The following is a 26,020-nucleotide window of genomic DNA, read 5'->3' on the forward strand; positions in this document are numbered from 1 at the left end:
GGCCCCGACATTGCCGGTGTTTGACGAAGGGATGATCCCCTCACTTGCCTCGAACGGCGCGCCCCGATGGGCAAAGTTAAACGCTCCCACACGGGATATTCCCGGTAGGAGTGGCGGCTTATCGGGTGAAATAGCCTGCAAGTCAAGCCAGTTTCCGTGGAAAATCGGACCCTGACCGCGGGTGCAACGCCCCTTGCAGGCTTTGCCCCGACATATTAGGCCAAGACGGGAAATGTCCAGCGCGCGGCCAAGCGCCTGCACCTCGTTATACACACCGCAAGGAGCCTGCGATGCTGCCGCTCAATTCCAACCAGATCCCAGCCATGTTCAACCGCGCGTTGGGTCTGGCCCGCGCTGGAAAGTCCCGTGAGGCTTTGGACCTGTTAAGCCAGCTGTCAAAAATGGCCCCAAAACGCGCCGAAATCCCGTTTCATATGGCGCAAATTCACCTGCAGGCTGGGCGTCCGAAAGATGCAAGCCAACTTCTGGCGCACGCCGCCAAACTTGCACCCTCCGAAGTGAAGGTCTGGCAGGCCTATGCCGCAGCGATTGCGGCTTATGGCGACGACGGTGCACGAAAAGACGCAAAGGCGCAGCTAAAAGCTGCCAAATTGGGCCAGCGAGATCGCAAAGCCATCGCAAAGGCCATGGACGCGACCCTTTCCAGCACTGCGCGTGTTTCAAGCAAAGTATCGGCCGACGAGATCAACGCGCTGGTCGCACGCGTGAATGCAGGCCAGATGGCAGAGGCCGAAGCACAAGCGCGCCAATTGATCGCGACACGCGGCAAAAGCGAGATCTTGTCGACCATTCACGGTGCAGCCCTTGCCAGTCTGGGCCGCACCGATGAGGCCGAGGCCGCATTTCGAACCGCACTCAAGATCGACGCCGACTATGGCGAAGCTGCTGCGCAATTGGGGCAGTTGTTGCTGGCAACCGGGCGCCGCCACGAGGCAAAAGACATCCTTCTGCATGCGCGCCGCCTGATCCCGCACAATCCGATTGTCTTGGGAAATCTGGGCAAACTTTTTCACGAACTGGGCGCACCGCGCGACGCCTTGGACTGTCTGGATCTGCTTTTGAAACAGGATCCCGACAACCGGCTGGCACTTTTGACCCGCGCACAAGCCCATGTCACCCTGGAAAATGCCGCACAGGCCATCGCCGATCTGGATCATCTGGAGCGACTGACGCCGGCGACAGGCGATACGCTCGCGCTTGGGGCGGTCGCGCATAAATTGGCGGGCGACGCCGACAGAGCCCGTGACCTGATCGACACGGCCTTAGCGGCAGAACCAAAAAGTTTGCGCGTCGTGACCATCGCCGCCAATATCTTGCAGCAAGAAGGGGCAATGGACGCCGCCGACACCGTCTTGCGGGCGGCGCTGGCGCGGGGCGTGCGCTCTGGCACGGTTTACCGGATGATCGCACAGGGAAAGAAGCTCGCACCAGATGACCCCTTGATCGATGAGATGGAGGACCTGTGGGCACGCGACGACCTGCCAGAAGATGGCCGCATGGATCTTGGCTACGCGCTTTTGAAAGTGATGGAGGATGCTGGCGAATTTGAGAAAGCCTGGCTGTTCCTGGCGAAAGCAAACCAGATCATGGCCAAACTGCACCCGCATGACAGGTCGAAAACCCAGCGCGACTTCGACCGTCTGGCCGCGTTTCTCAAGGATTTCGATGCGACGCGGATCGGTACGGTCGGGTATCAAAACAACCAAACCATATTCATCACCGGCCTCCCCCGATCGGGCACGACATTGGTGGAACAAATCCTTGCCAGCCATTCGACCGTAACCGGCGGCGACGAGCTGGGCATACTGCACCCGCTGGCTTTTGAGGCGGTGGCGCAGACTGACCGCGCCGGGGGCACGATCGCCGATATGACCCCTGATCAGCTGGAAGCGATTGGGCGCGACTATCAGGCGGCCATCGACATTCGGGTTCCAGGCGCAGAGCGGATCACGGACAAGACGATCTCGACCTATCAGATCGCGCCTTTGGCGTGGCTCGCGCTTCCCAATGCCAAGATCGTCGCCCTGCGCCGCGACCCACGCGACAATCTGTGGTCCATGTTCAAGAACCGGTTTGTCACCGGGTTGCACCTTTATTCCTACACCCAAGCCGATCTTGTCGACACATACCGGCTGTACACCGAATACCTGAGCCTGTGGCGGGACATGGCTCCTGACCGCCTTTATGAAATTGAGTACGAAGCGCTTGTAGCAAACCCGGAACAGGAAGTGCGCAAGCTGCTGGAGTTCTGCGGGCTGGACTGGGAAGATGCCTGCCTTGATTTCCATAAAACCGATCGAGATGTGAAAACCCTGTCGCTGGCGCAGGTGCGCCAGCCACTGTACAATTCCTCGATTGGGAAATGGCGGAGATATGAGCCGCAATTGGCCGAGATGGTTGAAGGTCTGAAAGGACTGGACGGCGTTCCCGACGACTAAGGGCGCGCGCCCTGCCCGGCTATTTCCGCGCCCGACTAAAGGTCTTGCTGCGCCCCAAACTCGCCCACCGCGCGCCCAAGGTCGGCGGACAGCCGGATGTAAACCTTGTCGAGCGCTTCGAACATGGCGTGGTTCAGCGCGTGACCAGCCTCGGTTTCAGAAAACGCGACATAAGCATCCAACACGTCTTGTGATACCGGGTCATAGGCCGTCGTCAGGAAGGCAAACAGCCATTCGGATGTATCGCGCCGGATTTCGACCTCCTGCGACCAGACCTCGAACAGGATTTCTTGTTCTGTCAGCTTCTCGCCATCGACGGGATGCGCATCCGTCAAAGCGCGCAAGAACGCATAGTTCGAGTTGAGCGCGCCCATGACATTGCGTTCAATCAGGTCGTTCACTTCAACAAACTGCAAAATGGAGTCTTCATGTTGCGTCAGGGCGCGTCCGCTTAACCAAGTGCTGCGCGCGCGGTCTTCAACATCACTGTCCAGAAACGCCCGACGCGCGGTGATTTCAAGGTCAACGACGGTCTGCATGTCCTCAGATTTATAAAAGTCGCACAACGCATTCAAATACGAGACATCCAGCGCCTCCTCCATCGCGTGCTCGGCTTCTATCTGCAGGCGGTCGGGGTCATAGATGGCCTGTACGCGCCTTTGCCACGGATCGCCGCCGGGATGGCCCAACAGATCAACGTCAGCGTCCAGCGCCATGCTGGCCCCCTCCTCGCGCATGATATCAAGAAGATCATTCAGACGCAGCAGCGACCATAGTTCATCATAAGCTTGAGCCTCAGATTGCGCTGTCGGTGTCGCATCGTTGCTCGCGGCAGAGGTCGCCGTCGAAAATGGGAGCACGGCCAGCGCCGAGAGCACCGCAACGGCGCAAAGGGTATGCCGCGCCCGGCGTTTCATCACAACTCTTGCTCGGGCTGCAGGTCTGCCAGACGGCTGGCCAGTGTTTCATACCGTTCCGCCATGATCTGATATTGAACCGCATTCAAAATCTCATAGACCTGCCCCATTTTCGGGTCCTGAAGCGCGGCAAGATAATCAATCAGCGCTTCATCTGTCAGATCGCGATACGCATAGGCATTGGCCACAAGGCTGTTTACCTCAATGTTTTTGCGCATCTCGCCTGCTTGTTCCATCAACATCAGGCGCAGGTCTTCCTCGGAAATGTCAAAATCGCTCACGCCCGCCGCGACAGCCCCCATAAGATAGCGGACCTGAATTTCCACGATGGATTTGATCGCCGTTTCGGTTGACCCGATAGCTTTGCCCATTTCGCGAAACAATTCGATCCGAATACTGTTTTGTTCCAGCAACTCGCCGGTCAGCCGTTCGCCTTCGGCATATTTTTTTGTGTCATCAGCCATATGGCTTTCATTTTCGACCTCAACCAATCGTTGACCCAATGCACTGCCATAGAAACCCGCGCCGTGATCCAGCAGGTCATCGGGCATCACCGCTGCAATCATCTCAACCGCCTCAGCGATCATCTCGTCGGGGTTAAACACCTCTTCCGCTAGTTGAACCCACTGGCGGCCAAACATGTCGGGATCTTCCCCGGTCATGGCTGGCCCGGCCATGGCCCCTTGCTGGATCGAAGCGATTGCCACATCAAAGCCCGTGACCTCAAGGAACTCGCGAATGTCTTGTTCTTCCGCGGCCTGCGCCACTGACAGTGTCCCCAGTATCATAAGAACAAAGGCAAAGACTGGTGCCAATATGTTGAGTTTCATTGGATTCACGGCCCTTTCGGCTGGTCGGTTTTGCCGCAGAGTAGCCGCGCGTGCGTCAAGTGCCAAGGTCTGCCCGTTCACGAAACCGCTGGTCGGCGGTGATTTGTACAAAAAATGGCTTGCACATGCAGCGTGGGCGATTTATCCCCCGCAAGACCCCCGCGGAGAGGTGCCGGAGTGGTCGAACGGGGCGGTCTCGAAAACCGTTGTGGGTGCAAGCCTACCCAGGGTTCGAATCCCTGTCTCTCCGCCATTTGCTTTTGTTTTATTGGCAATTATTGGGTTTTGTATTCCAACCAATAATCTACTCACGAAAAATTAGGCCTTCAGTTGTTTGACTGGTCGTCCGCACTGGACCTAAGGCATACAAGATCAGCTGTGGAACATTTGGCTAGCATGAGGCGGGATGGAACCGAGATCACAAGAACTCATTCATTTCCCCTTAATTAGTATTACAACATTTAGGCCCAGATTCGAGCATGATCATCGCAGTTGTTCATTCGAAAGCCAGCACGCTTGCGGCGAGGACTAAAAATCGATGCCGATCATAACGAAGGTCAGGATTGAGCCAAAAACTGCCATCCAGTCATCACGGTAGTCACGGCCCGACTGACTAACATTGGAACTGCTCGCTGCATATTAAGGCTTTGAACGATCTCAAAGCAGAGACATGGCTTTTTCAGCCCACCCTTTCGCGGCTTCCGCTGTGCCCCAAAAGCGGGCGCATAAGGATTGGGGTCAGATACATGGGAAACTGGTAGCAACCCAAAAACAAAAGGAAATCGTCGGTTTGTGTCGCAGACGATGCGACAAGGAAAAGCGCAACATTGCGGTTTCCGGCCGCCAGAGCCATGGGCGCTGCGTTGTGCTTGATTCCTGACCGGCGCAGTCCCGCATATGCTAAAGCCTGTAGGCCAAGGTTGGCAGCCATGGCGACAAAAAGCCATTTAACCAGCGTCCAAGGGGCGCTCGACAAGGCAGGTGCCACAGCGCTCATTAAGCCAACCACGATTACGGCCAGGGCAAGCGACGTCAGCCCGTCAAGCGCTTGAATTTCAAGCTCACGCATTTCGGGCCGAAATATCGCGCGCAGCAGGAAGGCCAATGTGATAATTGCGCAGATCGAAAGCCCAAGGCGCAAAGCGGCGTAAACTGCTTCCGATAGGTCTCCAAGCGCTGGTGAGAACCAAAAGATGGGTATGATTGTAAGCGGCAGGATCAGTGTGCCAAGGATGAGTAACCGAAAGGCTGGCTCGGGCGCTTGGCCAAGCAGTACCGCCATATTTGGATTAGCGGTTAAAGACGGTGCGGCAAGCATGAGTGTCAATGCGATGGCAACGGGACTATGTGCGAGGCCAAAGACTGCAAACAAGGCAATGCAAAGCAACGGCAAAACCAGTTGGTAGACGAGCACAACCCCAAGCGTGTTGCGGGTTCGGCTGAGCCCATCCAGCGCGGAAGGCAGTCCAACACGAAATGCCGTGAGAAAGAGCAAAAGCAGCACCAATTCGCTTAGCCATGGGCGCAGTGCCGAAGCAACGCCGGGCAAGACAAGCCCAGCGACAAGCCCCAATACCAGAACAAAGCGCCCATAGCGCGCAATGAACCCAAGCGTTTGAAGCATCCGCGTTTAGCCACCCGGACCTTGGCGGATATTGTCAGGCAGCCATGTGGCCAGTTCAGGCCAGATCACCAGGATAACCACCATAAGCAGCATAAGGCCCACCATCGGGATCGCTGTCTTGGCGATGTACCCGATATCGTGTCGGGTCATTCCTTGTAGCACGAATAGGTTAAAGCCGATGGGCGGTGTGACCTGTGCGGTTTCGATGACCACCACAAGGAAGATCCCAAACCAGATCACATCAATGCCAGCGGCACGGATCATCGGTTCGACAATCGCCATTGTTAAAACAACGGACGATAGCCCATCCATGAACATCCCAAGTATCAGGTAGAACACGGTCAACACGGCGATAAGCGCTACAGGCGAAAGGTTGTAGCTTTCGATCAGCTCTGCAAGCGCACGCGGCAGGCCCGTGAAGCCCATCGAAAGCGACAAAAAGGCAGCCCCCATCAGGATAAAGGCGATCATGGCCGAGGTTTTCGTTGCCCCCATCAAGCTGTCTTGGAACGTCTTCCAATCGAGAGAACCTTGCATAGCGGAGAGCGCAAGCGCTCCCAGAACGCCAACAGCAGCAGCCTCGGTGGCGGTGGCATAGCCAAGATACATCGAGCCAATGACCACGAATACAAGACCGAAGAGCGGCAGCAGAAAGCGGCTTTCGGCAAGGCGTTGGCCAAAGGGCATCGGGGGTTCTGGCGCGGGTCGCTGCTCGTTGTAAATAAAGTGCCATGCCATGATGTAGAGCATGAAAAGCCCTGCCAAGACGAGGCCGGGAAAGACACCCGCCATGAACAGCTTGGTGATGCTTTCATTGATCGTGACGCCGTAGACGATCAGTGTAAGCGACGGTGGGATCATCAGCCCAAGCGTCGCAGCACCCGCCAATGTGCCGATGATCATATACTCTGGGTAACCGCGTTTACGCAGCTCGGGGATCGACATTTTACCGACCATATTCAGCGTCGCAGCAGAGGAACCGGAAACCGCCGCGAAGATCGTGCAGCCCGCGATATTGGTGTGCAACAAGCCCCCGGGCAAAAAGCGCATCCAGGGTGCAAGGCCGCGGAACATATCTTGGGATAACCGCGTTCGATACAAGATCTCGCCCATCCAGATAAAGAGCGGTAAGGCCGTGAGGGTCCAGCTTGAGGCGCCTGTCCAAATGGTCGTTATCATCGCATCGCCGGCGGGGCGCGTCGTAAACAGCTCCATCCCGACCCAAGCCACGCCCATAAGCGCAAGCCCGATCCAGACGGATCCGCCCAGAAGGGTGAAGAGCACGAACAGAAATATCGCTGTGGCGTATAATTCGCTCATTCCAGAACCTCCCCGTGAATTTGGCTTTCCCGAAGCGCGAGCAGCCGTATGAGGTAATCCCAAATTGCGACGGCTAAAAGCACCGTACCAATCGACATTGGCAATTGTGGCAGCCACACCGGTGTGTATACCCATTCAGAGCCAGTATTGGCCCACATCTCTGCCCATTTGGCGGGAGAGTTGGAGAACATGGACACGAAAGTCAGCAACCATTCCGGGACGAAATCCTGTCCTTGCGTGCGGTCGTTGAGCATCTCGGACATGATGTTGGTTTTGATCGCGTAGCGGGCAAAATAGGTGGCGGTTATGGCCGCGATGAACATCGCCCCAGCATCAAGCCAGAACTTGGTGTGCCGATTGAGATTGAGCAAAACGGACACGCGGATGTGGCCACCTTGCGTCAGCGTATAAGCCAACGCAAAAAAGGATGTCGCAGCCATGGCATAGCCGGCATATTCGGTCGATCCTGGAAACGTGAGGTTGGACCAGCGGGCAATCATCTGTCCGATAATCAAAAGCAGGATTAGCACCATAAAGCATGCGGCCAGTGCGCCGGCAGCCCTGTAGATTTTATCGAGAAACCTCCAGACAGGCGACAAAAACGCAGCTGCTTTTGGCCCCTTCCAGAGACAAAAGAGCGCCAGAAGCGCTGGAAACACAAAGAGCCAGACCCATAAGGGCAGCCCCAAAAATGGTTGCCAATCTCGCATCGAATATCCCCTGAAATGGTGTGGCAGCGGCCTCAGTCTGAACGAGGCCGCTACCTTAAAGCTTAGTTGGCGTTGTATGCATCAAGGATAGCTTGGCCATCCTCGCCCACCTCTGCCAGCCAGTCGGCCGTCATTTTCGCGCCGATGGCCTCAAGTTCCGCAAGGAACTCGGCACCCGCGTCGTCAACTTTCATACCGTTGGCTTCCAGCTGTTCGAAATACCAGTTGGCAAGCTCTGACGACTTGGTCGCGCATGCAGCGCCTGTCTCGTCGGCAGCCTTCTGAACGTTGGCTTGCATGTCCGCGTTAAGCCCTTCCCAGACGCCTTTGTTGACCATCACGTAGTTGCGCGGCAGCCATGCGTTCACTTTGTAATAGTGCGTGAGGGTTTCCCATACTTTGCGGTCATAGCCTGTCGATCCTGACGAGATGAACGATTCTGCGACGCCCGTGGCCAATGCTTGACTAAGCTCCGCGGCCTCGACTTGAACGGGGATCATTCCAAGTTCTTCAGCAAAGGTCGCCGTTGCGGTGTTGTAAGAGCGGAACTTTACCCCTTGAGTGTCTTTCGACGAGTTGACTTCTTTCTTGAAATAGAAGCCTTGCCCCGGCCATGGGCATGTGTAGAGCACGACAAGGTTCTGATCTGATAGCTGCGCATTTACCTTGTCTTTGGCCGCCGCCCAGAGCTTGTCATTCTGTTCATAGGTTGTGGCGATAAATGGCAGGTTGTCCCAACCTAAAAGAGGGGCTTCGTTGGCGTGGGCTGACATGAAGCGCTCGCCAATTGGCGCCTGACCAGTTTGGACCGCGCGTTTGATTTCGCCGCCTTTGAACAGCGAGCCACCGGGGTGAACCGTGATATCAATCTCGCCGTCGGTATATTCGCGCACCTTATCTGCAAATACGACACCCATTTCGGAATGGAAGTTGGTCGCTGCATACGCCATGGGCATGTCCCATTGCTCAGCCATTGCTGCTGTGCCCGCCATCGATAGCGCCACGGTCATGGCAGCGGTGCTTATTGTTTTGCTTAGTGGTTTCATCATTCTCTCCCTGAGATATTGTTGTTGGTCTTGGTTATTTGCCCACCGCAAAGCGCATTGGCTCGAAGGGGCGAATATCGTTATTGGTGTGGTTTCCAGCAATCATATCAGCAACCAGACGACCCGTTTTGGGTCCACCTGTCAGGCCAATATGGTGATGGCCAAACGCTGTGAAAACGCCGGTCTCGCGAAGCTCACCGATAAGGGGCAAGCTATCAGATGGCGCAGGACGATAGCCAAGCCATTCTTCATCGCTTCCGTATGTGAGGTCGGGAAACATCGCTTGCGCTTTTCGGCGCAGAAGCTTCAGTGGGGCTTTTGAAAGCGTCTCGCTTAGCCCCCCAAACTCGACCACACCTGCGCAGCGCACACCTTGGTCCATTGCTGTGGTGACGAACTTCCCGGCAGTCAGCATCATCGGATTGTTGGGCTTGAGGTTCGGGTTTTTGAACATGATGTGATAGCCACGTTCAGCTTCAAGCGGGACGTTCAGGCCCAGTTTCTGCATCAGTGGTTTGGACCAAACTCCCGATGAAACTACCGCCTTGTCACAGTGGATACGACCCACGTTGGTATCCACGGCACTTACTTGACCGCCGGCAAGTTCAAAGTCTTTGACTTCAGCCTGAACAAACTTTCCACCCATCTCTTTAAGCAGTTCGACAAGATCTCCTACGTACGAGCCGGGATTCAGAATGAAGCCATGGTTCTTAAGCACTGCCAAAAGCTTCGTCTTCGGACCTAAGATCGGTTCTGCTTCCTGAACCGCGTTGCCTTCAATGAAACTTGGTTCAAACCCAGCTTCACGGCGCAGTTGCCAAGCGAACGCATCAGCTTCAAAGGCGCTGCGGTCAGGGTATGCAAAACTGTAGTCGCTTTCTTGTACCCATTTCGCGGCTCTGGTGCCCGTCGTCAAAGCCTGATGCTGCTCAAGGCTGTCGCCAACAATCGTCGCCAACCCTTGGCTAATGCGGCGTGTGTCGCTCTCATTTGCATTTGACATATATTTGATCAGCCACGGCACAAGTTTGGGCACATAGCCCCAACGCAGAAAGAGAGGAAAGTTCGGATCGGCCAAATACGCCGGGCTTTTCTTTAGCAACCCCGGACCTGTCACTGGCACGATCGAGCAGCTCGCCAGAATCCCTCCATTTCCGTAAGACGCGCCCATGCCCGGCTGGCCCCTATCAAGAAGCGTGACCTCATACCCCGCGCGGCGCAGCCAAATGGCAGAAGAGGCGCCGACAATCCCAGCGCCGATGACAATAATATGCTCTGAAGGCATCAAGCAGCTTTCTCTCAAGGTTAAAATTCAGTCTGGCAGCCGCGAGGTATCATTTCCAATACTAATTTCTGGCAATCATATAACTACAAGTGATACATACTCGTATGCGACTTCGGTTCCGACAACTTCAGGCGTTCCATGCCATCATCGAGACCGGCACCGTCACAGGTGCTGCCGACTCCTTGGGGATTTCTCAGCCGGGGATATCAAACTTGCTGGCCCAACTAGAGCGTCAAACTGGGTTAACGCTTTTTGAGCGCTTGCACGGCCGGCTTGTTCCGACACCAGAAGCAGAGCTGATGCACCGAGAAATCGACACGGTGGTACGCGGGCTTGACCACGTCACACAGACCGTAGTTGATCTGCAAAACAAACAAGCAGGGCAACTTCAGATCGCCTCGCAGCACTCTATGTCATTCGGTTTCGTACCAAAACTCATCGCTGAGTTTGCAAAAACCAGACCAGACATGAATATTTCGTTCCAGTCGCAGTACAGTTCAAAAATTCAGGAGTGGGTCTTATCGGGTCTTTTCGAGATTGGCATTTGCGAGATGCCGATGCTTTATGACACGCTGCAATACTATCCGCTGCATGTGGAAACGCGCATTGCGTTGCACAAGGACAATCCGCTTCAGCAACACGATCTGCTTACACCGGAACTTCTGAAAAATGAGCCGTTGCTTGTGATGGGACCTGATCATATCACTCAGCGGCGGTTTCGCGAGGCGTTTGAGAAATCCAACGTCCCGATGAAATCACGGGTGCACTCACATTTGTTCAAAAACCTCTTGGCCTTCGTAAAGGAAGGTATGGGGGTTGCGCTGCTTGATCGTTTTGGGTTGGAATTTGACTATGATGACCGCTTTATCTCCCGTCGTTTTGAACCACCTATAATGATGGACATGGCCGTGATCACTTCGGCAACACGCCCGCTTTCACAGCTTGGTAAAGAGTTTCTGGCGCTGCTATTGGCCGAGCTGCAGCCATACAACGTCGACGGCAAACCCATCGAGCGCGCGAAATAGGAGAACATATGGAACCCGCCCCCGTTGGAATCCTGATGCTAGAGACCAAATTTCCGCGCCCTCTTGGCGACATTGGTCACAGACACACGTGGGATTTTCCCGTCCATATGCGCGCGGTTGGTGGGGCCAGTGCGCAAAAAGTTGTTCACGAAGACCCGCGCGCCCTTCTGGACGCCTTTGTTAAAGTCGGACGCGAGTTGGTTGCCGACGGTTGCATGGGGCTGACAACGTCCTGCGGATTTCTATCGCTCATGCAAGATGAGCTGAAAGACACCCTGGGTGTTCCTTTTGCCAGTTCCTCCTTGATGCAGATACCGATGATAGAAGCGATGCTGCCGACCAATCAAGAAGTCGGTATTCTAACCATTTCAAAAGAAAGCTTGAGGACCGAGCATTTGCATGCCGCAGGTGCCCGATGCAACGTACCTATAGAAGGGTTGCCGCGTGACGGTGCCTTTGCGACTGCAATTTTTGACGACTTAACTGACCTAGATTTTGCTGCCTGCCAGTCTGAAATGAATGCAATAGCGCAGAGGCTCGTTTCAAGGCACAAGTCCGTGGGTGCAATCGTGCTCGAATGCACCAACATGGCGCCATATGCTGCCGACATTGCAATGATCACGGGGCGCCCGGTCTATTCGATTGTCAGCTTTCTAAACTGGTTTCAGGCGGGCTTGGCTCCCATGCGTTACTAGATATTTTGCATAAGTATGGAGCGCAGAATTCTAAGCTCGCTGAGACTGAGAAATATTCTCTTTTGCGATCTAAATGGTCTTCCAATTCAATCCAAAACTCGTCTGGCGTGCGGTACTGAAAGGTAGAGCAGTCAAATTTCCCCCGTCGCTGAGCACGGAACTGAGCCGAAGGATCATCAACGCATGACGAATGGGTTTGCCATCGGTGCGCCAGAGGTGTTGATCCATGTGGTTTTGGTGCGGGTATAGTCGTGGATCGCCTCGATGCCGGCCTCGCGCCCGTAGCCCGACTGGTTGTAGCCGCCGAAGGGCGCAATCGGAGAGACCGCGCGATAGGTGTTGATCCAGCAGATACCTGCCTTGAGCCGCGACGAGACGCGGTGCGCGCGCGCTACGTTCTGTGTGAAGACACCCGATCCAAGCCCGAATTGGGACGCATTGGCCAGTGCAATCGCCTCGTCTTCAGTATCAAACGGCAACAGCGACATTACCGGGCCGAACATTTCGGTCGTCAAGGTCGACGTCTCAGGATCGGCACACTCCACCAGCGTTGGCGCCATAAAGTTGCCGGGCCCGTCCACGCGTTTGCCGCCAAAGCGAATACGCGCGCCAGCTGCCGTGGACGCTGCCAGAGTTGCCTCGATCTTTTCAACCTGCGCTTTGGTGCAAAGCGGGCCAATATGCGTGGCGTTGTCCAGCGGGTCGCCGATCACGACCCCGGCCATTTTCTCTTCGATCTTGGCGGCAAGGGCGTCAAGGATCGACCGATGAACAAGGCCGCGCGAGCCAGCGACGCAACTTTGACCCGACGCACCGAAATTGCCCGCAATCAGCCCGTTGGCCGCGCCATCAAGGTCGGCATCCTCAAACACCAGAATGGGGGATTTGCCGCCCAGTTCCAGCGTTGTCACCGCGAAATTTTCGGCCGAGTTGCGCACGACGTGGCGGGCGGTTTCCGGCCCCCCGGTGAAGGCGATCCTGTCGATATCGGGGTGGCGAGTCAGCGGGATCGCGCAGTTTTCTGCGTCCCCCGTGATGACTGAGACAACACCGCGTGGAAAGCCAGCTTCTTCGATCAGCCGCGCAAATTCCAGCATCGGGGCGGGCGCGACTTCAGACGCTTTGATCACGACGCTACAACCCGCAGCCAACGCAGGGCCAAGCTTGGTTGCGGTCAGAAACATCTGCGCATTCCAAGGCACAATTGCCGCGACCACGCCGATCGGCTCGCGGCGGGTAAAGACGTGCATGTCAGGCTTGTCGATGGGCAGCACAGCACCTTCGATCTTGTCGGCCAGCCCTGCGTAATAGCGGTAGTAATCCCCCACATAGGCCGACTGGCTTGTTGTCTCGGCCAAAAGCTTGCCACTGTCCGTGGTCTCGACCTCGCCAATGCGCTGCGCGTCCCGCTCGATCAGCTCGGCCAAACGGTAAAGCAACTTGCCGCGTTGCGTTTGCGTCATGTCACGCCATTCAGGATCATCAAGCACGCGACGTGCGGCCGTGATAGCGCGGTTAACATCTTCGGGTGCAGCACAGGCAAAGGAGGTCCAGTCTTGCCCTGTTGCAGGGTTTTGCGACGCCATGACTTGCCGCGCCGCGCCTTCCACCCATTCACCGTCGATGAAGAGCTGATAATGTGGTTTCTGTTCCATGGTGCCCCTCACTGAAAAGCTGGCATGACGTCATTGACGAAACGTTCAAGCGACGCCCGTTTGCGTTCAAAACTCATCCCGCTGTCGATCCAGAACGAAAACTCATCATACCCCAAATCCTCGTAGCGTTTGATCCGTTCGATAACGTTCTGAGCGGTGCCGATCGTCAAATCGCGGCCCAGGTTTTCCGGCGCCATCAGCGCGTTCGCGGCAAACTCCTCGTCGCTCAGCGGCGCAAGGCGGCCTTGGCTGATCGGACGCTTGTTCTGAAACCATGCACCGAAATTGCAGTAAAAGCGCGAAAGCTCTTGCGTGGCGCGCGTCACATCTGCCTCGTCAGAGCCGACATAAGTATGATGCAATAGCATGATCTTGGGGCGGGGTCCGGCATAGCTTTCGCAGGCGCTGTTGAACCTTTGCATCAGCGTTTCGATCTCGTCCATACCCTGCCAAAGCGGCGTGACCTGTATGTTGAAACCGTTATGCACGCCAAATTCGTGGCTGTTGGGGTCGCGTGCGGCGATCCAGATGGGCGGCCCGCCCTGTTGCACCGGTTTGGGGGCCGTCGTTGTGGCGGGAAAGCTGAAAAATTCACCTTCATGCGCACAGTCCCCTTCCCAAAGTTCGGGAAGAAGCGGCGTTATCTCTCGCATGCGTTGGCCAGCTTCCCATGCGTCCATGCCGGGCATCAGGCGCTCATACTCGTATGTATATGCGCCACGCGCGATCCCAAGCTCGATCCGTCCGCCTGTCAGCAGATCGGCCGCCGCGGCTTCACCTGCCAATTTGATCGGATGCCAAAAAGGCGCGATCACAGTGCCTGTGCCAAGCCGCAGGTTCTTGGTCTGGCCCGCAATATGCACCAGCTCCAGAAACGGATTAGGAGAAATTGTGAAGTCCATCCCGTGATGCTCGCCGGTCCAAACGGCCCGCATCCCCGCCTCGTCAGCGATTTTGCACAGCGCCATGAACTCTTCGTGCAGGGTCTCATGGGTTTGTTCGGGGCTCATACGGTCCATATGCGCGAAGAGCGAAAACTCCATCTCTCAAACTCCTTTTTTCAGGATGTGAACATCGCCGCTCTGCGTGTCCCCCACATAAAGCGCAAAACTCTGCGTGCGGGCCTCGCGGGCATAGCGCGCCATCATCTCGGCGATGGCTGGGGTGGTGAAGGGCAGCGAAGGAAGGTCGCTGACGGGGACCGCATGGACATTTGCCGCTTGAACAGGCACCCGCCCGCTTGCCAGAAAATAGGCGTAATGGGTGCCGCTGCGCCTGTCGTCAAAGACGGAATAAGCTGGCCCGATCTCGGCCTCGATCCCCAGCCCACCCAGCGCATCCCCCAAAGCGTTACGCAGACCAGTTCTGTCCGGTGCCGCAATCTGCGGAGGGCGAAAGCCACCCTCGGTCTTCTCCAGCAGAACCTGATCACCGACCTCAACAATTGCGCCGCAAATTGCTGTTCCACCGGTGCTTTCAAGCGCAGACCTTTCAAGTCCGAGACTGAAATACTGGCCACTGGCATAGCCCAGCCCCTGCCCTTCGGCATGGGTGACCCCCAGAACCTCTCCGATCAGGATAGAATGATCCCCGGCGGGCATCACTTGCCGGGTTGCACAGCTGAACTGGGCCAAGGCCCCGTCAATCAGTGGCAGGCCGTGTTGATCGCGCTGGTGGGCGACCCGCGCGAAGCGATCACCTTTGAAGCTGGCGAAGGTGTTGGACACCTCTTCCTGTCCCTCGGCCAGGATGTTCACCGCAAAGTGGCTGCACGCCGTGAAGGCTGCGTATGACGACAGGAATTTGCCCGGGCAGACCAGAAGAAGCGGCGGGTCGAGCGACACTGAGGAAAAGGAGTTCGCCGTGAAGCCGAAAAGCTGCCCGTCCGTGTCGCAAGTGGTGACAACTGTCACCCCTGTCATGAAACTGCCAAACGCATCGCGAAGCGCGCGCGGATCAAGCCCGGTCATGCCCAAACCTCCTGCGCAAAATCCAAAAGCGCCGCGTTCACAGGGCGCGCGTGCGTCATCGGCATCATATGTGCCGCACCGTCGACGATGATGGCCCGCCCCTTTGGGGCAAGTGCTGCCATGGTGCGCGACATCTCTGGGGTCGAATTGGGCTCCAAAGCACCGGTCATGAAAAGCGCCGGGCAGGCAAGCGCGTCAAGTGCATCCCGGCGCGGGCCGTTGTCATCGGCGAAGGCCGAATACGCCGTCTTGTACGCCTCAGGATCAACTGCGGTAAGCCAGTCGCGGCACGCGTCCCGTTCCGGGGACCCCGCCGCGCCGAACCAGCGTTCCAACGTCTGCGTCGGGTCGGCCAACGTGACGCCGTCAAGGCTGGCGGCACGGGATTTTACAGCCTGCACAGCCTCGGCGTTGCGCTCAAAAATAGCATTGAGGCCCGCCACACCGCGCAGCTTTTGAGGATGCCGGCTGGCCATGTCCAGCGCGATCATCGCCCCCATCGAATGGCCGACGACCAGTGCAGGTTCCTCCAGCCCCGCAGCGATCAGATTGGTGTAATCTGCCACGGAAAACTGCCCGGCGGGCATCGCGCTTTTGCCGTGCCCGGGCAGGTCAACAGCGACCGCGCGATAGGTTGGTGCCAGTGCCTCGATCTGTCGGCGCCACGCCTCGCTTTGAAGCCCGACGCCGTGGATCAACAATACCAGCCGACCGGACCCCTTACTTATGGAAGAAAGAGCGCCGAAGTCAGACCGCGGCAGGGTTGTCCACGTCATGGCCCAGATCCTTCAGGTCTTGATACCGGTCACCAATGCGGTGATGCGGACGGCCTCCGGTTGCGGCCCCCAGAACAACGACAATCTCGTCGTCGCGCGGGGCATCGGGGATCGAAAACTGAATGGTCAGATAATGCGAGCGGCGGCCTGCATCGTTCTTGTCCATCAGCGGCACCATGATCGGGGCGTTCGCAGGGCCGCGGGTGTTGGTAAAGGCCAAATAGGACTTCGCGCCAACCGCTTCCCGGTAATGGTTGCCAAAACGCAGCGTATGAATAAGCCCTGAGGCGTGTTCCACCTCGCCGTTCAGCCCCACGACGGCCGCTTTGCCGTAGGCCTCAATCGCGTCGCCGCTTCCCGCAAGCGCAATCATCCGCTCGGTCATCATTGCGCCCAGCACCGGGCCATAAGCCTGAATCTCGGGCTTCAGGTCTTCCACGAAGCGCCCAGCCCAAGGATTGCGGACAACAGCGGCGACGGCGAACATGCGCCATGGTTCAGCCGCAGGGCGGAAACCCTCGATCAGAACCTCTTCGTCATAAGTCACGATTTTCCGTATTTCAGGCTGCATCATTCTCTCCCATTCGTCGCCGTATGACTGTCTGTCACACGGATCTTTTTGACAAATGAATGAATTATGGCCTTAGGTATTAGAAAGACTAATGGGTAACTTGGCCAATGAGCAAATCGCTACCTCCCCTCACGTGGTTCCGCGCTTTCGAAGCTGCCGCGCGGCATCTGAGTTTTACCGCTGCGGCGGAAGAAATCGGCATGACGCAATCGGCCGTCAGCCAACAGGTGAAAGCGCTGGAAACGCGGTTGCGTGTGGCCCTGTTTACGCGCCACGCACGCGGCCTGTCGCTGACAGATGGCGGGCGTCGTCTGTTGCCTCAGGTGGGTGCGGCATTGGATAAACTGACGGCAGCTACCGAGATCTTCGATTCCGGAACCGTAGAGAATCAACTGACCGTGGCGGCGTCGGTCAGCATCGCCCAATGGGTGATCGCACCGCATCTGAGGGGATTCACCGTGGCCCACCCGACGACACATCTGAGGTTCCTCAGTGCGATCTGGCCCGATGATTTCGTCAGCGCAAGGGCGGATGTCGAAATCCGCTTCGGATCAAAAAAGCAAGTCGGTCGAAACGCCGAACTGCTGACGCCCAATCGTCTGATCGCGTTGAAATCCCCCGCCCTTAAGGGTGAATTCGAAGATCTGCCGCTGATCGAAGCTGTCGGGACATCGGGTGGCTGGCGCGGTTGGGGGAACGCAATCGGCGGGACACCAAAACCCACGCTCTTCGCAGATTCCTACGGTATGGCGCTTCATATGGCGTCACACGGCCATGGGGTTGCGCTGGTCAGTGAGCTGCTCGTGCGCCATGCGATTTCGACGGGCCAACTCGAATACGCCCATCCCGCCTCGGTTGAGGCGCAAGAAGGCTATTACCTGTCGATCAAAGAAGGCAATGAAACGGCTTCACGCTTCCGGTCGTGGCTGCTGGACCACTTGGCGACCTGAAGAACCCGCATATTTTGACCGGTGTCAAAGCGCATCCCACGTAATCATGCCACGTTTCACGTCTTCGGCTTGGACAAAGCAGTTTGTCTGGTCTAATACGTATTCAAATTGTTGTATGTGAATTTGGATGTTCACTTGGGGGATCTTTTACCATGACCGGACGGTTGATTTTCGGATTGCTGCTTGCCCTTGCTCCTGTCTTTGCCTCCGCCGAGGACGATTGGACCGCGCGCAAGCTTGAACTGACGGATTGGAAAGCCGTTTTTGGGCGCATTGAAGCGCGCGACCAGATCCCCGCCCGGTCACGCTTGGGCGGGACATTGGTCGACGTTCAGGTTGTTGAAGGCTCTCGTGTGGCCGCTGGCCAGTTGATTGCGCAAGTCGTCGACGAAAAGCTTGCACTTCAGCTCAGCGCGGTTGACGCCGCGCTACAGTCACTCAATTCCCAGCTCAAGAACGCCATGGCAGAGCTGGCGCGCGGCGAAAACCTTCTTGAACGGGGTGCGACGACCGTACAACGTCTGGACGCCTTGCGCACCGAAGTCGATGTGATCAACGGTCGGATCGGCGCAACTGAAGCCGAGCGGAATGTGCTTGAGCAACGAGAGGCGGAAGGCGCGGTGCTTGCCCCGAATGAAGGCACTGTGCTTTCGGTTCCGGTAACCGCCGGATCGGTCGTGCTGCCCGGAGAGGTGATCGCCGAAATCGGCGGGGGTGGGTTTTTCCTGCGCCTCGCAGTGCCTGAGCGCCACGCGACACGGCTTAAGGAAGGTGATGCAATCCGGATTGAAGGGCCGGATGGCGAACAGGAGGGCAAGCTTGCCAAGATCTATCCGCAGATCGAAAATGGGCGGGTCATCGCGGATGTCGAGGTTGCGGGGCTGGTGACCGACTTTGTCGATGCGCGCGTGCTTGTGCGTCTGCCCGTCGCCACCTCCAAGGCGATCGTCGTCCCATCGAAAGCCGTGTCAACGCGGATGGGGCTCGATTTCGTCACCATTGCCCGAGCCGATGGCACACCCGTTTCCCGCACAGTCGTTCTGGGCGCGACGCACGAGGTGGCCGGGGAAACCGTGATCGAGGTTCTTTCTGGTCTGACCGGTGATGAAAAGCTGGTGGCTGGCCATGAGTGAACCATCGCAAGTGGGGCCGCTTGGCATAGCCGGTCGCCTCACTCAATCCTTCATCCACTCGGCACTAACGCCCCTGATCATTCTTGCAGCCTTGGCGGTCGGGCTGGTTGCGCTCGTCAGTTTGCCGCGCGAGGAAGAGCCACAAATCTCTGTCCCGCTGGTCGATATTCATATTCGCGCGCCGGGCCTTCGCGCCGAGGATGCCGTCAAGCTTGTGACCGAGCCAATGGAATCCATCGTTCAAGGTATCAACGATGTCGATCACGTCTATTCGCAAACCTCGGACGATTACGCGATGGTCACGGCGCGGTTTCTTGTCGGAACATCTGCGGATGCTGCAATCTTGCGGGTCCACGAAAAGGTGCGTGCGAACCTTGACCGCGTTCCGGTCGGAATTGAACCGCCCCTGATCGTTGGGCGGGGCATTGATGATGTGGCCATCGTCGCGCTGACATTGTCACCGAAGGGCACCGATAGCGGGCTGACCTCCAACGACCTGACCCGGATCGCCCGGGAGCTTCAGGTCGAGCTGGCCAAAATCGAAAATGTTGGCCTGACCTATCTGGTCGGAGAGGCACCGGAGGCGATCCGCATCGCACCGGACCCAGAACGGCTGGCGTTATATGGTGTTACGCTTCAACAACTTGCGGGCAAGGTCGAAGGCGCCAACCGCACCTTCTCAACGGGGCTGGTGCGCGATGGTGGCGAACAGATCGCACTGGTCGCCGGGAAAACTCTGGAAGCGCCCGCAGATGTCGCCAATCTGCTTTTGACGACACGCGACAACCGCCCGGTGTATGTACGTGACGTGGCCGACGTGCATTTCGTGTCCGACACATCTGACCGGATCGTGGCCAACGTAACCCGAACCGAGGATGGCGAGATTGTCCGCGTTCCGGCCGTCACACTGGCCGTTGCCAAGCGGGCCGGTGCCAATGCGGTCGTTGTGGCAGAAGAAATCCTGCACCGGACACATATGCTGGAAGATGAGCTTATCCCCGAGACGGTTCAGGTCGATATCACCCGCGATTATGGCGAGACGGCCGACGAAAAGGCCAATGAATTGTTGTTCCACCTTGGCCTTGCGACCGTTTCCATCGTTGCGCTTGTACTGATTTCTATCGGCTGGCGAGAAGCTGTTGTCGTGGCAGTGGTAATCCCGGTCACCATCCTTCTGACGCTGTTTGCCGCTTGGATCATGGGGTACACGTTAAACCGTGTGTCCCTGTTTGCGTTGATCTTTTCCATCGGTATTTTGGTCGATGACGCGATCGTTGTCATCGAGAATATCGCGCGCCATTGGGCGATGCCCGATAAGGACAGCCGAACCAACAAAGCCATCCGCGCGGTGGCCGAAGTCGGCAACCCGACGATCGTCGCCACCCTGACCGTCGTGGCCGCCCTGCTTCCCATGCTGTTCGTGTCAGGGCTAATGGGTCCTTACATGAGCCCGATCCCGGCCAATGCCTCTGCCGCCATGATCTTTTCGTTCTTCGTGGCAGTGATTATCACGCCTTGGCTGATGATGAAAATCTCTGGCCGTGCGCCTGCCCATGATCACGGGGGCGAAGGGCACCATGGCGGCAATCTGGGCCGCGCCTATGCCGCAGTGGCGCGACCGTTGCTCCGCACGAAATCGGGAAGTTTGCTGTTCCTTATCCTGGCCGCTGTGCTATCCTTCGGCTCGCTTGCAGCGCTCTATACCCGCGATGTGACGGTGAAACTCTTGCCCTTCGATAACAAATCCGAGCTTTCAGTCGTCATTGACCTGCCCGAAGGCGCGTCCGTCGAGGCGACCGACGCCGTCGCTCAGGACGTGGCGCGTGCGGTGCTGGCATTGCCCGAGGTGCTGTCGGTTCAGACCCATGCCGGTGACGCGGCGCCCTTCAATTTCAACGGCCTTGTGCGTCACTATTACCTGCGGGCGCGGCCCGAGATGGGCGACGTTCAGATCAATCTTGATCATAAGGCGCATCGGCAGCGGACCAGTCACGACATCGCGCTGGACATCCGCGAGCGGATCGCAAAAATTGATATCCCCCAAGGCACCAGCCTGAAAACGGTCGAACCACCACCCGGACCGCCAGTGATCGCAACCCTGTTGGCAGAAGTCTATGGCCCGGACGGCGATACCCGCCGGGAAGCGGCCACCAAGATCCGTGAAGCCTTTGAAAGCGTGCCCTTCATTGTCGACGTGGATGACAGTTTCGGTGCACAACCAAGACGCCTCAGGGCCACGATCTCGACCAATCAGCTCGAGTTTTTTGGAGTGCAGGAACAGGACGTCTTCACCACGCTTCAAATCCTGAACGCGGGCACCACCGTTGGCTATTCACACCGTGGCGCGGGCCGGTATCCGATACCGATCACTGTAGAACGCGACAAAGCCGACCGGGTGGTGGACGAACGTTTCCTGTCCACGCCGATCCCGGCAAATGTCCTTCCCGGCGCTCGCGGCGTCGTTGAATTGGGCGATGTCGTTCAGATCAGGGAAGAACGCGCGTCGTTCCCGATTTTCCGCCACAATGGCCGCGCCGCCGAAATGGTCATGGCAGAACTTGCCGGCGACTTTGAAGCGCCGCTATACGGCATGCTTGCAGTAGCGGACGCGTTGGATGCGATGGAATGGGAAGACGGCACAAAACCAGTGGTGCGCATGAACGGACAGCCCGAGGACGAAACTGCCGTCACCCTGCTTTGGGACGGCGAATGGGAGGTCACATGGATCACATTCCGCGACATGGGCGCGGCCTTCGCCATCGCGCTGCTTGGCATTTATATCCTGGTTGTCGCGCAATTTGGCTCGTTCAAGCTACCGCTGGTCATCCTGACGCCGATCCCCCTGACCTTCTTGGGAATCGTCTTGGGCCACTGGCTGTTCAAAGCGCCGTTTTCAGCACCGTCGATGATCGGGTTCATTGCCCTTGCGGGGATTATTGTCCGCAACTCGATCCTTCTTGTTGATTTCATCCGGCATTCTGACCCGTCCAAAGACAAGGTCGAAACCTTGATCGAGGCTGGCGCCATCCGCTTCAAGCCGATCCTACTGACTGCGGTGGCCGCGATGATTGGTGCCGCCGTGATCTTGACCGATCCAATCTTTCAGGGGCTCGCGCTCTCGCTGCTTTTTGGCTTGCTGAGTTCGACATTGCTGACGGTTCTGGTCATCCCCGCGATCTATCGGGTGTTCCGCACGTGACGTGACGGCGGGTGCGCTGTCCAACAAGCCATCGGGAAAGTAATTGGCGACTTCGCACCTGCCTTGGGTCACGTCGCTTATAAACTTGAGGTTGTTTGAAACCGTGGAATGCCCTAAATTGGGGACAACGGATGACTTCGATCCAAACCCTATGGAAGACCAGAAAACAAAACCCGACGGTGAAAAAAAGCCTGAGGAAAAATCGTTTTGGAAAACCTTTCCAGGCGTCCTGACAGGCATCGCAGCCGTTGTGACGGCCGTTGCGACATTGCTTGCAGCCGCCGATAAGGCTGGCTTGTTCTCAAGCGACCCCACGCCCCCTTCGGAACAGAAAAGCTCGGATGGCGACGGTGTCACCACAACCGGCGACAACAGCCCGGTCGTTCAAGATACGGGCGGCGATGTGACAATAACGGTCGACGAATGATCAGGGCTATGGTGCCCATATTGGCGCTATGCGCCCTGCCCTATGCAGCCGCTGCTCAGGAAGTGACCACTTACGGCAATTGCAGCCCCGTCATTCAGAACGTCGGCGGCGATGTGACGGTCATTTGTTACAAGGACAAGGATCAGAAGCCGAAATTCCGCGTCGTTTATTATCGGCTGGGCGGGATCGGCCAAAGTTTTCTGATTAATGGCAAACTTTCCCCGGATTGGGAAAAATACCTGGGTGGCCAGCAAGCCATCGTCAACAATGGCATCCACCAGGAAATCCGCAAAATCACGGACAAATACGGCCAGCAGATCGGCGGCAGTCAACTGTTTGGCAAGGTTGGCTTTGAAGGCGGCGATTTTGGTATGAGCCTTGCGGATTATGCCCAGAAGGTTGACGCGGGGATTAAGGTTTTTGAGGGCGACGCGGGGACCTTTCCGGACCTGAACGCCGCCGATGGCTGGAAGGTTTTCGGCCCCGGCCAACTATTTGTACCTGATCTGGACGCCGCAGCCTCGCTTTTCCAGAAGTATCAGATACCTGCGGGCTATCAGGCCTATTGGGGTGGCGCATTTACCGCGGCGAGCTGGGTCGAACCCGGCGCAAAGATGACCGCGCCAACGCTGTGGCGGTCCCTCACCCTTGCTGATCTCGACAGCTACGAGGCGCGATATGATGCCTATCTGGGGCGCGCGCTCGACGTCTCAGACGACGCGCGAAACGCGAGCGAGCTTGCGCAACGGGCCGAGCGCGGCTTGTTTGCCAATGCGGGCGCGGGGTACTACTCCGGCGTCAAAATCCAGCATCATACGCTTGACGCGCTGCGCTATCTCGCCCGCAATGGGTTGCCCGAACATTACGCCTTGGTCACGGGCGAACCCGGCGTGCACTATGGCTGGTCCTTCACCGCCAACACGCGCAGCGCGGACCTGTTGGTGGCCGTGCTGGAAAATGTCGGCGACACGGCAATGGATGTCGGCGCGTTCAGCATTGCGGAAACCAACGAAATGACATTGCGGCAGCATGATGAGACGCAGGCCTTGCTTGCCGCCGCGCGGACCGTCGATAAGCGGCTTTGGCCACCCGGCATATTGGCTCCCGGCGAGAAACTGGTCATCCCGGTTCGCATTGAAATGCCCCTGCTGCCAGAGTTTTTTGATTGGGTTGTTTCGGGCTATCGCGAAAACTACAAAACAGGCGAGGCGATCCGCGAAGAAGCCATCGCTTATGCCAAAAAGCCCATTGTTTTCGTGCATCCTTACGACACCCAAAACGCCCTTTTCGCCCTGACGGCGTCAGAAATGCCCAAAGGCCGCATCCCGAAACTGGTCGAGCGCTTCGAATACGGCCCCGCATGGTCCATCCAAGCGGTCGAGGTGGATGGCACCACCTATGATTTCCGGCAACATGACCCCAACAACTTTATCCTTTTCGCAGGTGGTGGGATTGGCAGTTGCCCCTATATCTATACCCACCGTCAGGACGGCGACATCTGGATCGAAGAAAACCACTTCCTGCTTGGCGCAACATCGCCGGACAAGAAACGCACGGATATGTTGGAGTTGAGCCATTTCGAAGGCCGTTTGGAAATCCGCGAAAAGGAACACGAATTGGCGCATCTGGATCAGATCACCCTGATCCTGCGCGACGAATTAGGCGAAGAAACTGCCTATCCGGCGGTTTCGCCGACAGAACTGGCAAAGACCGATGGACAGAATCTGGTGCTTGGCTACGGCGAACGGGCCGAGGTGCAATTCGACCTGCCCGACGGGGTGTGGGAAGGCAAGACGGCGCTTATTTCGGCGACCGGATACTACGTCCCCCTCTCTGACCCCTCGCTGTTTGCCAGCCGCAAGTGACGCGGCCGCTTGATCAGAACGGCGCTTCCAGATCGCTCAGCCGGACATAGACGGTTTTCAGCTCTGAATAATGTTCAATGGCCGCTTTCGAGTTTTCACGCCCAACGCCCGAGGATTTTGAGCCCCCAAACGGGGCTTCGACCGGGGCGTCGTTATAGGTGTTGATATAGCAGGTCCCAGCCTCGAACCCGGCCACAACACGGTGCGCGCGGGTCAGATCGTTGGTAAACACGCCGGCGGCCAGCCCAAATTCGGTGTCATTGGCGCGGGCCATGACCTCGTCCTCGGTCTCAAAATCCAGTACGGACATGACCGGTCCGAAAATCTCTTCGCGCGCAATGGTCATGTCGTCGGTGACATCCGCGAACACAGTGGGTTTCAGGAAGAACCCCTCGCCTTTGATCCGGTCACCACCATAGACAAGCCGCGCGCCTTCCTCTTTGCCCTTCGCAATATAGTTCAGGACGATGTTCATCTGACCTTCGCTGACCATCGGGCCAAAACTGGTGGCCGGATCAAGCGGATCTCCGATCACAGCGTCATCCAGCCGTTCAGCCAAACGCTTCAAAAACTTCTCTTTGATGCCTTTCTGGACAAACACCCGCGTCCCGTTGGAACAGACCTGCCCCGAGGAATAGAAGTTGCCAAGGATCGCGCCGGACACGGCGTTTTCCACATTTGCATCGTCAAAGACGATCATCGGGGATTTACCCCCCAGTTCCATCGTGACGTGCTTCATTTCGGCCGCCGCCGCCGCATAGACCTTCTTGCCGGTGGGCACCGACCCGGTCAGCGAGACCTTGGCGACGCGCGGATCGGTCACAAGGGCCGCGCCGACCTCGCCATAGCCTTGCACGACGTTGAACACACCGGCAGGTGCACCCGCTTCCATCAGGATTTCCGCCACTTTCAACGCCGACAGCGGCGTCGTCTCGGACGGTTTGAACACCGATGTATTGCCACAGGCCAGCGCTGGCGCGGCTTTCCAGCACGCGATCTGGGTGGGATAATTCCACGCCCCAATGCCGACGCAAACGCCAAGAGCCTCGCGGCGCGTATAGACGAAATCGCCATTGCCCAGCTGGATGTGCTCGCCGGTCAGACTGCCAGCCAGGCCACCGAAATACTCCAGCGCATCGGCACCCGACGTTGCATCTGCCACGCTGGTTTCCTGATACGGCTTCCCGGTGTCGAGCGTTTCCAGCACCGACAGATCATGATTGCGCTCGCGCATGATATCGGCGGCCCGGCGCAGGATGCGGCCCCGCTCGGTGCCGGTCATTGCGGCCCAACTGGCCTGCGCTGACTTGGCTGCCGCAAGGGCCTTATCGACAATCGCCGGGGTCGCTGAATGAAGCTTGGCGATAACCTCGCCTGTGGCCGGAAAGATCACGTCAATTGGGGTGCCTGCGGTGTCTTCGACATAGGCCCCGCCGATGAAATGGCTTGCTTTGGGTTGCGCTTTCATATCAATGCCTCGCTGCGACGCGCGACGCCCCGACTTGGCGGGTGCGAACTGCGCGTGTGAGTGTTCGTTTGGCTAAGTCTTGCAGGTTCGCCGCC

The 26,020-nt window shown here is 57.4% G+C and carries 21 protein-coding genes and 1 tRNA gene; 9 read left to right on the plus strand and 13 right to left on the minus strand.

Annotated elements, in window-relative coordinates; translation table 11 throughout:
- Window positions 1–290: 290 nt before the first annotated feature.
- Window positions 291–2,459 (plus strand): tetratricopeptide repeat-containing sulfotransferase family protein, encoded by a 2,169-nt coding sequence (locus K3556_RS08630; RefSeq protein WP_260516399.1) that lies wholly within the window; start codon window positions 291–293, stop codon window positions 2,457–2,459.
- Window positions 2,460–2,494: 35 nt separating this feature from the next.
- Here K3556_RS08630 and K3556_RS08635 read toward each other — a convergent pair whose 3' ends face one another.
- Complete coding sequence (locus K3556_RS08635) at window positions 2,495–3,376, minus strand: hypothetical protein (RefSeq protein WP_260516400.1); 882 nt, start codon at window positions 3,374–3,376, stop codon at window positions 2,495–2,497.
- Window positions 3,376–4,206 carry a hypothetical protein gene (locus K3556_RS08640; RefSeq protein ID WP_260516401.1) on the minus strand — a complete coding sequence of 277 codons (831 nt, stop codon included), beginning with the start codon at window positions 4,204–4,206 and terminating at the stop codon, window positions 3,376–3,378. Before K3556_RS08640 ends, K3556_RS08635 begins: the two co-directional genes overlap by 1 nt.
- A gap of 163 nt (window positions 4,207–4,369) precedes the next feature.
- Between K3556_RS08640 and K3556_RS08645 the strand changes: the two genes are divergently transcribed.
- Window positions 4,370–4,459, plus strand: a tRNA-Ser gene (locus tag K3556_RS08645).
- A 426-nt stretch (window positions 4,460–4,885) separates the two neighbouring features.
- Here the strand turns inward: K3556_RS08645 and K3556_RS08650 are convergent.
- The 5 genes from K3556_RS08650 to K3556_RS08670 form a co-directional block, all read right to left on the minus strand.
- Window positions 4,886–5,830, minus strand: coding sequence for a hypothetical protein (locus K3556_RS08650; protein ID WP_260516402.1), 945 nt, complete (start codon window positions 5,828–5,830; stop codon window positions 4,886–4,888).
- Window positions 5,831–5,836: 6 nt separating this feature from the next.
- Window positions 5,837–7,150: a TRAP transporter large permease gene (locus K3556_RS08655; protein ID WP_260516403.1), complete on the minus strand. Its 1,314-nt coding sequence runs from the start codon at window positions 7,148–7,150 to the stop codon at window positions 5,837–5,839.
- Window positions 7,147–7,860 carry a TRAP transporter small permease gene (locus tag K3556_RS08660; RefSeq protein WP_260516404.1) on the minus strand — a complete coding sequence of 238 codons (714 nt, stop codon included), beginning with the start codon at window positions 7,858–7,860 and terminating at the stop codon, window positions 7,147–7,149. The genes K3556_RS08655 and K3556_RS08660 overlap by 4 nt, the downstream gene beginning before the upstream one ends.
- 62 nt (window positions 7,861–7,922) lie before the next feature.
- Window positions 7,923–8,870, minus strand: coding sequence for a TRAP transporter substrate-binding protein (locus K3556_RS08665; RefSeq protein ID WP_409557775.1), 948 nt, complete (start codon window positions 8,868–8,870; stop codon window positions 7,923–7,925).
- Between the two features lie 70 nt (window positions 8,871–8,940).
- Complete coding sequence (locus K3556_RS08670) at window positions 8,941–10,191, minus strand: NAD(P)/FAD-dependent oxidoreductase (protein WP_260516406.1); 1,251 nt, start codon at window positions 10,189–10,191, stop codon at window positions 8,941–8,943.
- A gap of 104 nt (window positions 10,192–10,295) precedes the next feature.
- Between K3556_RS08670 and K3556_RS08675 the strand changes: the two genes are divergently transcribed.
- On the plus strand, window positions 10,296–11,216 hold the full coding sequence (locus K3556_RS08675) for a LysR family transcriptional regulator (RefSeq protein ID WP_260516407.1): 921 nt from the start codon (window positions 10,296–10,298) through the stop codon (window positions 11,214–11,216).
- A gap of 35 nt (window positions 11,217–11,251) precedes the next feature.
- Window positions 11,252–11,911, plus strand: a complete 660-nt coding sequence (locus K3556_RS08680; protein ID WP_260516408.1) for an aspartate/glutamate racemase family protein — start codon at window positions 11,252–11,254, stop codon at window positions 11,909–11,911.
- A 176-nt stretch (window positions 11,912–12,087) separates the two neighbouring features.
- On the opposite strand, the gene K3556_RS08685 is transcribed toward K3556_RS08680, so the two are convergent.
- From K3556_RS08685 to K3556_RS08705, 5 genes are read right to left on the minus strand one after another with little or no spacing between them, the layout of a single operon-like run.
- The gene (locus K3556_RS08685) at window positions 12,088–13,566 is read right to left on the minus strand and encodes an aldehyde dehydrogenase (RefSeq protein ID WP_260516409.1); all 1,479 of its coding nucleotides are present in this window, start codon (window positions 13,564–13,566) and stop codon (window positions 12,088–12,090) included.
- 8 nt (window positions 13,567–13,574) lie between these two features.
- Window positions 13,575–14,609: an LLM class flavin-dependent oxidoreductase gene (locus tag K3556_RS08690; protein WP_260516410.1), complete on the minus strand. Its 1,035-nt coding sequence runs from the start codon at window positions 14,607–14,609 to the stop codon at window positions 13,575–13,577.
- A gap of 3 nt (window positions 14,610–14,612) precedes the next feature.
- Window positions 14,613–15,536 (minus strand): flavin reductase family protein, encoded by a 924-nt coding sequence (locus K3556_RS08695; RefSeq protein ID WP_260516411.1) that lies wholly within the window; start codon window positions 15,534–15,536, stop codon window positions 14,613–14,615.
- The gene (locus tag K3556_RS08700) at window positions 15,533–16,312 is read right to left on the minus strand and encodes an alpha/beta fold hydrolase (protein WP_260516412.1); all 780 of its coding nucleotides are present in this window, start codon (window positions 16,310–16,312) and stop codon (window positions 15,533–15,535) included. Before K3556_RS08700 ends, K3556_RS08695 begins: the two co-directional genes overlap by 4 nt.
- Complete coding sequence (locus K3556_RS08705) at window positions 16,284–16,883, minus strand: amino acid synthesis family protein (protein ID WP_260516413.1); 600 nt, start codon at window positions 16,881–16,883, stop codon at window positions 16,284–16,286. The genes K3556_RS08700 and K3556_RS08705 overlap by 29 nt, the downstream gene beginning before the upstream one ends.
- Window positions 16,884–16,990: 107 nt before the next feature.
- Between K3556_RS08705 and K3556_RS08710 the strand changes: the two genes are divergently transcribed.
- The 5 genes from K3556_RS08710 to K3556_RS08730 all read left to right on the plus strand — a co-directional run bounded on the left by K3556_RS08710 (window position 16,991) and on the right by K3556_RS08730 (window position 24,457).
- A complete protein-coding gene (locus K3556_RS08710; RefSeq protein WP_260516414.1) occupies window positions 16,991–17,833 on the plus strand; it encodes a LysR family transcriptional regulator in 843 nt (280 codons plus the stop codon).
- Between the two features lie 152 nt (window positions 17,834–17,985).
- The gene (locus K3556_RS08715; RefSeq protein WP_260516415.1) at window positions 17,986–18,966 is read left to right on the plus strand and encodes an efflux RND transporter periplasmic adaptor subunit; all 981 of its coding nucleotides are present in this window, start codon (window positions 17,986–17,988) and stop codon (window positions 18,964–18,966) included.
- The gene (locus K3556_RS08720) at window positions 18,959–22,165 is read left to right on the plus strand and encodes an efflux RND transporter permease subunit (protein ID WP_260516416.1); all 3,207 of its coding nucleotides are present in this window, start codon (window positions 18,959–18,961) and stop codon (window positions 22,163–22,165) included. The genes K3556_RS08715 and K3556_RS08720 overlap by 8 nt, the downstream gene beginning before the upstream one ends.
- A gap of 151 nt (window positions 22,166–22,316) precedes the next feature.
- Window positions 22,317–22,592, plus strand: coding sequence for a hypothetical protein (locus tag K3556_RS08725; RefSeq protein WP_260516417.1), 276 nt, complete (start codon window positions 22,317–22,319; stop codon window positions 22,590–22,592).
- A gap of 8 nt (window positions 22,593–22,600) precedes the next feature.
- Window positions 22,601–24,457, plus strand: coding sequence for a hypothetical protein (locus tag K3556_RS08730; protein WP_260516418.1), 1,857 nt, complete (start codon window positions 22,601–22,603; stop codon window positions 24,455–24,457).
- A 13-nt stretch (window positions 24,458–24,470) separates the two neighbouring features.
- Here K3556_RS08730 and betB read toward each other — a convergent pair whose 3' ends face one another.
- Entirely contained in the window at window positions 24,471–25,925 is a 1,455-nt protein-coding gene (gene betB / locus K3556_RS08735; protein ID WP_260516419.1) for a betaine-aldehyde dehydrogenase, read from the minus strand.
- Between the last annotated feature and the right edge of the window lie 95 nt (window positions 25,926–26,020).

This window comes from Aliiroseovarius sp. M344 (genome assembly GCF_025140835.1).
GTDB lineage: Bacteria > Pseudomonadota > Alphaproteobacteria > Rhodobacterales > Rhodobacteraceae > Aliiroseovarius.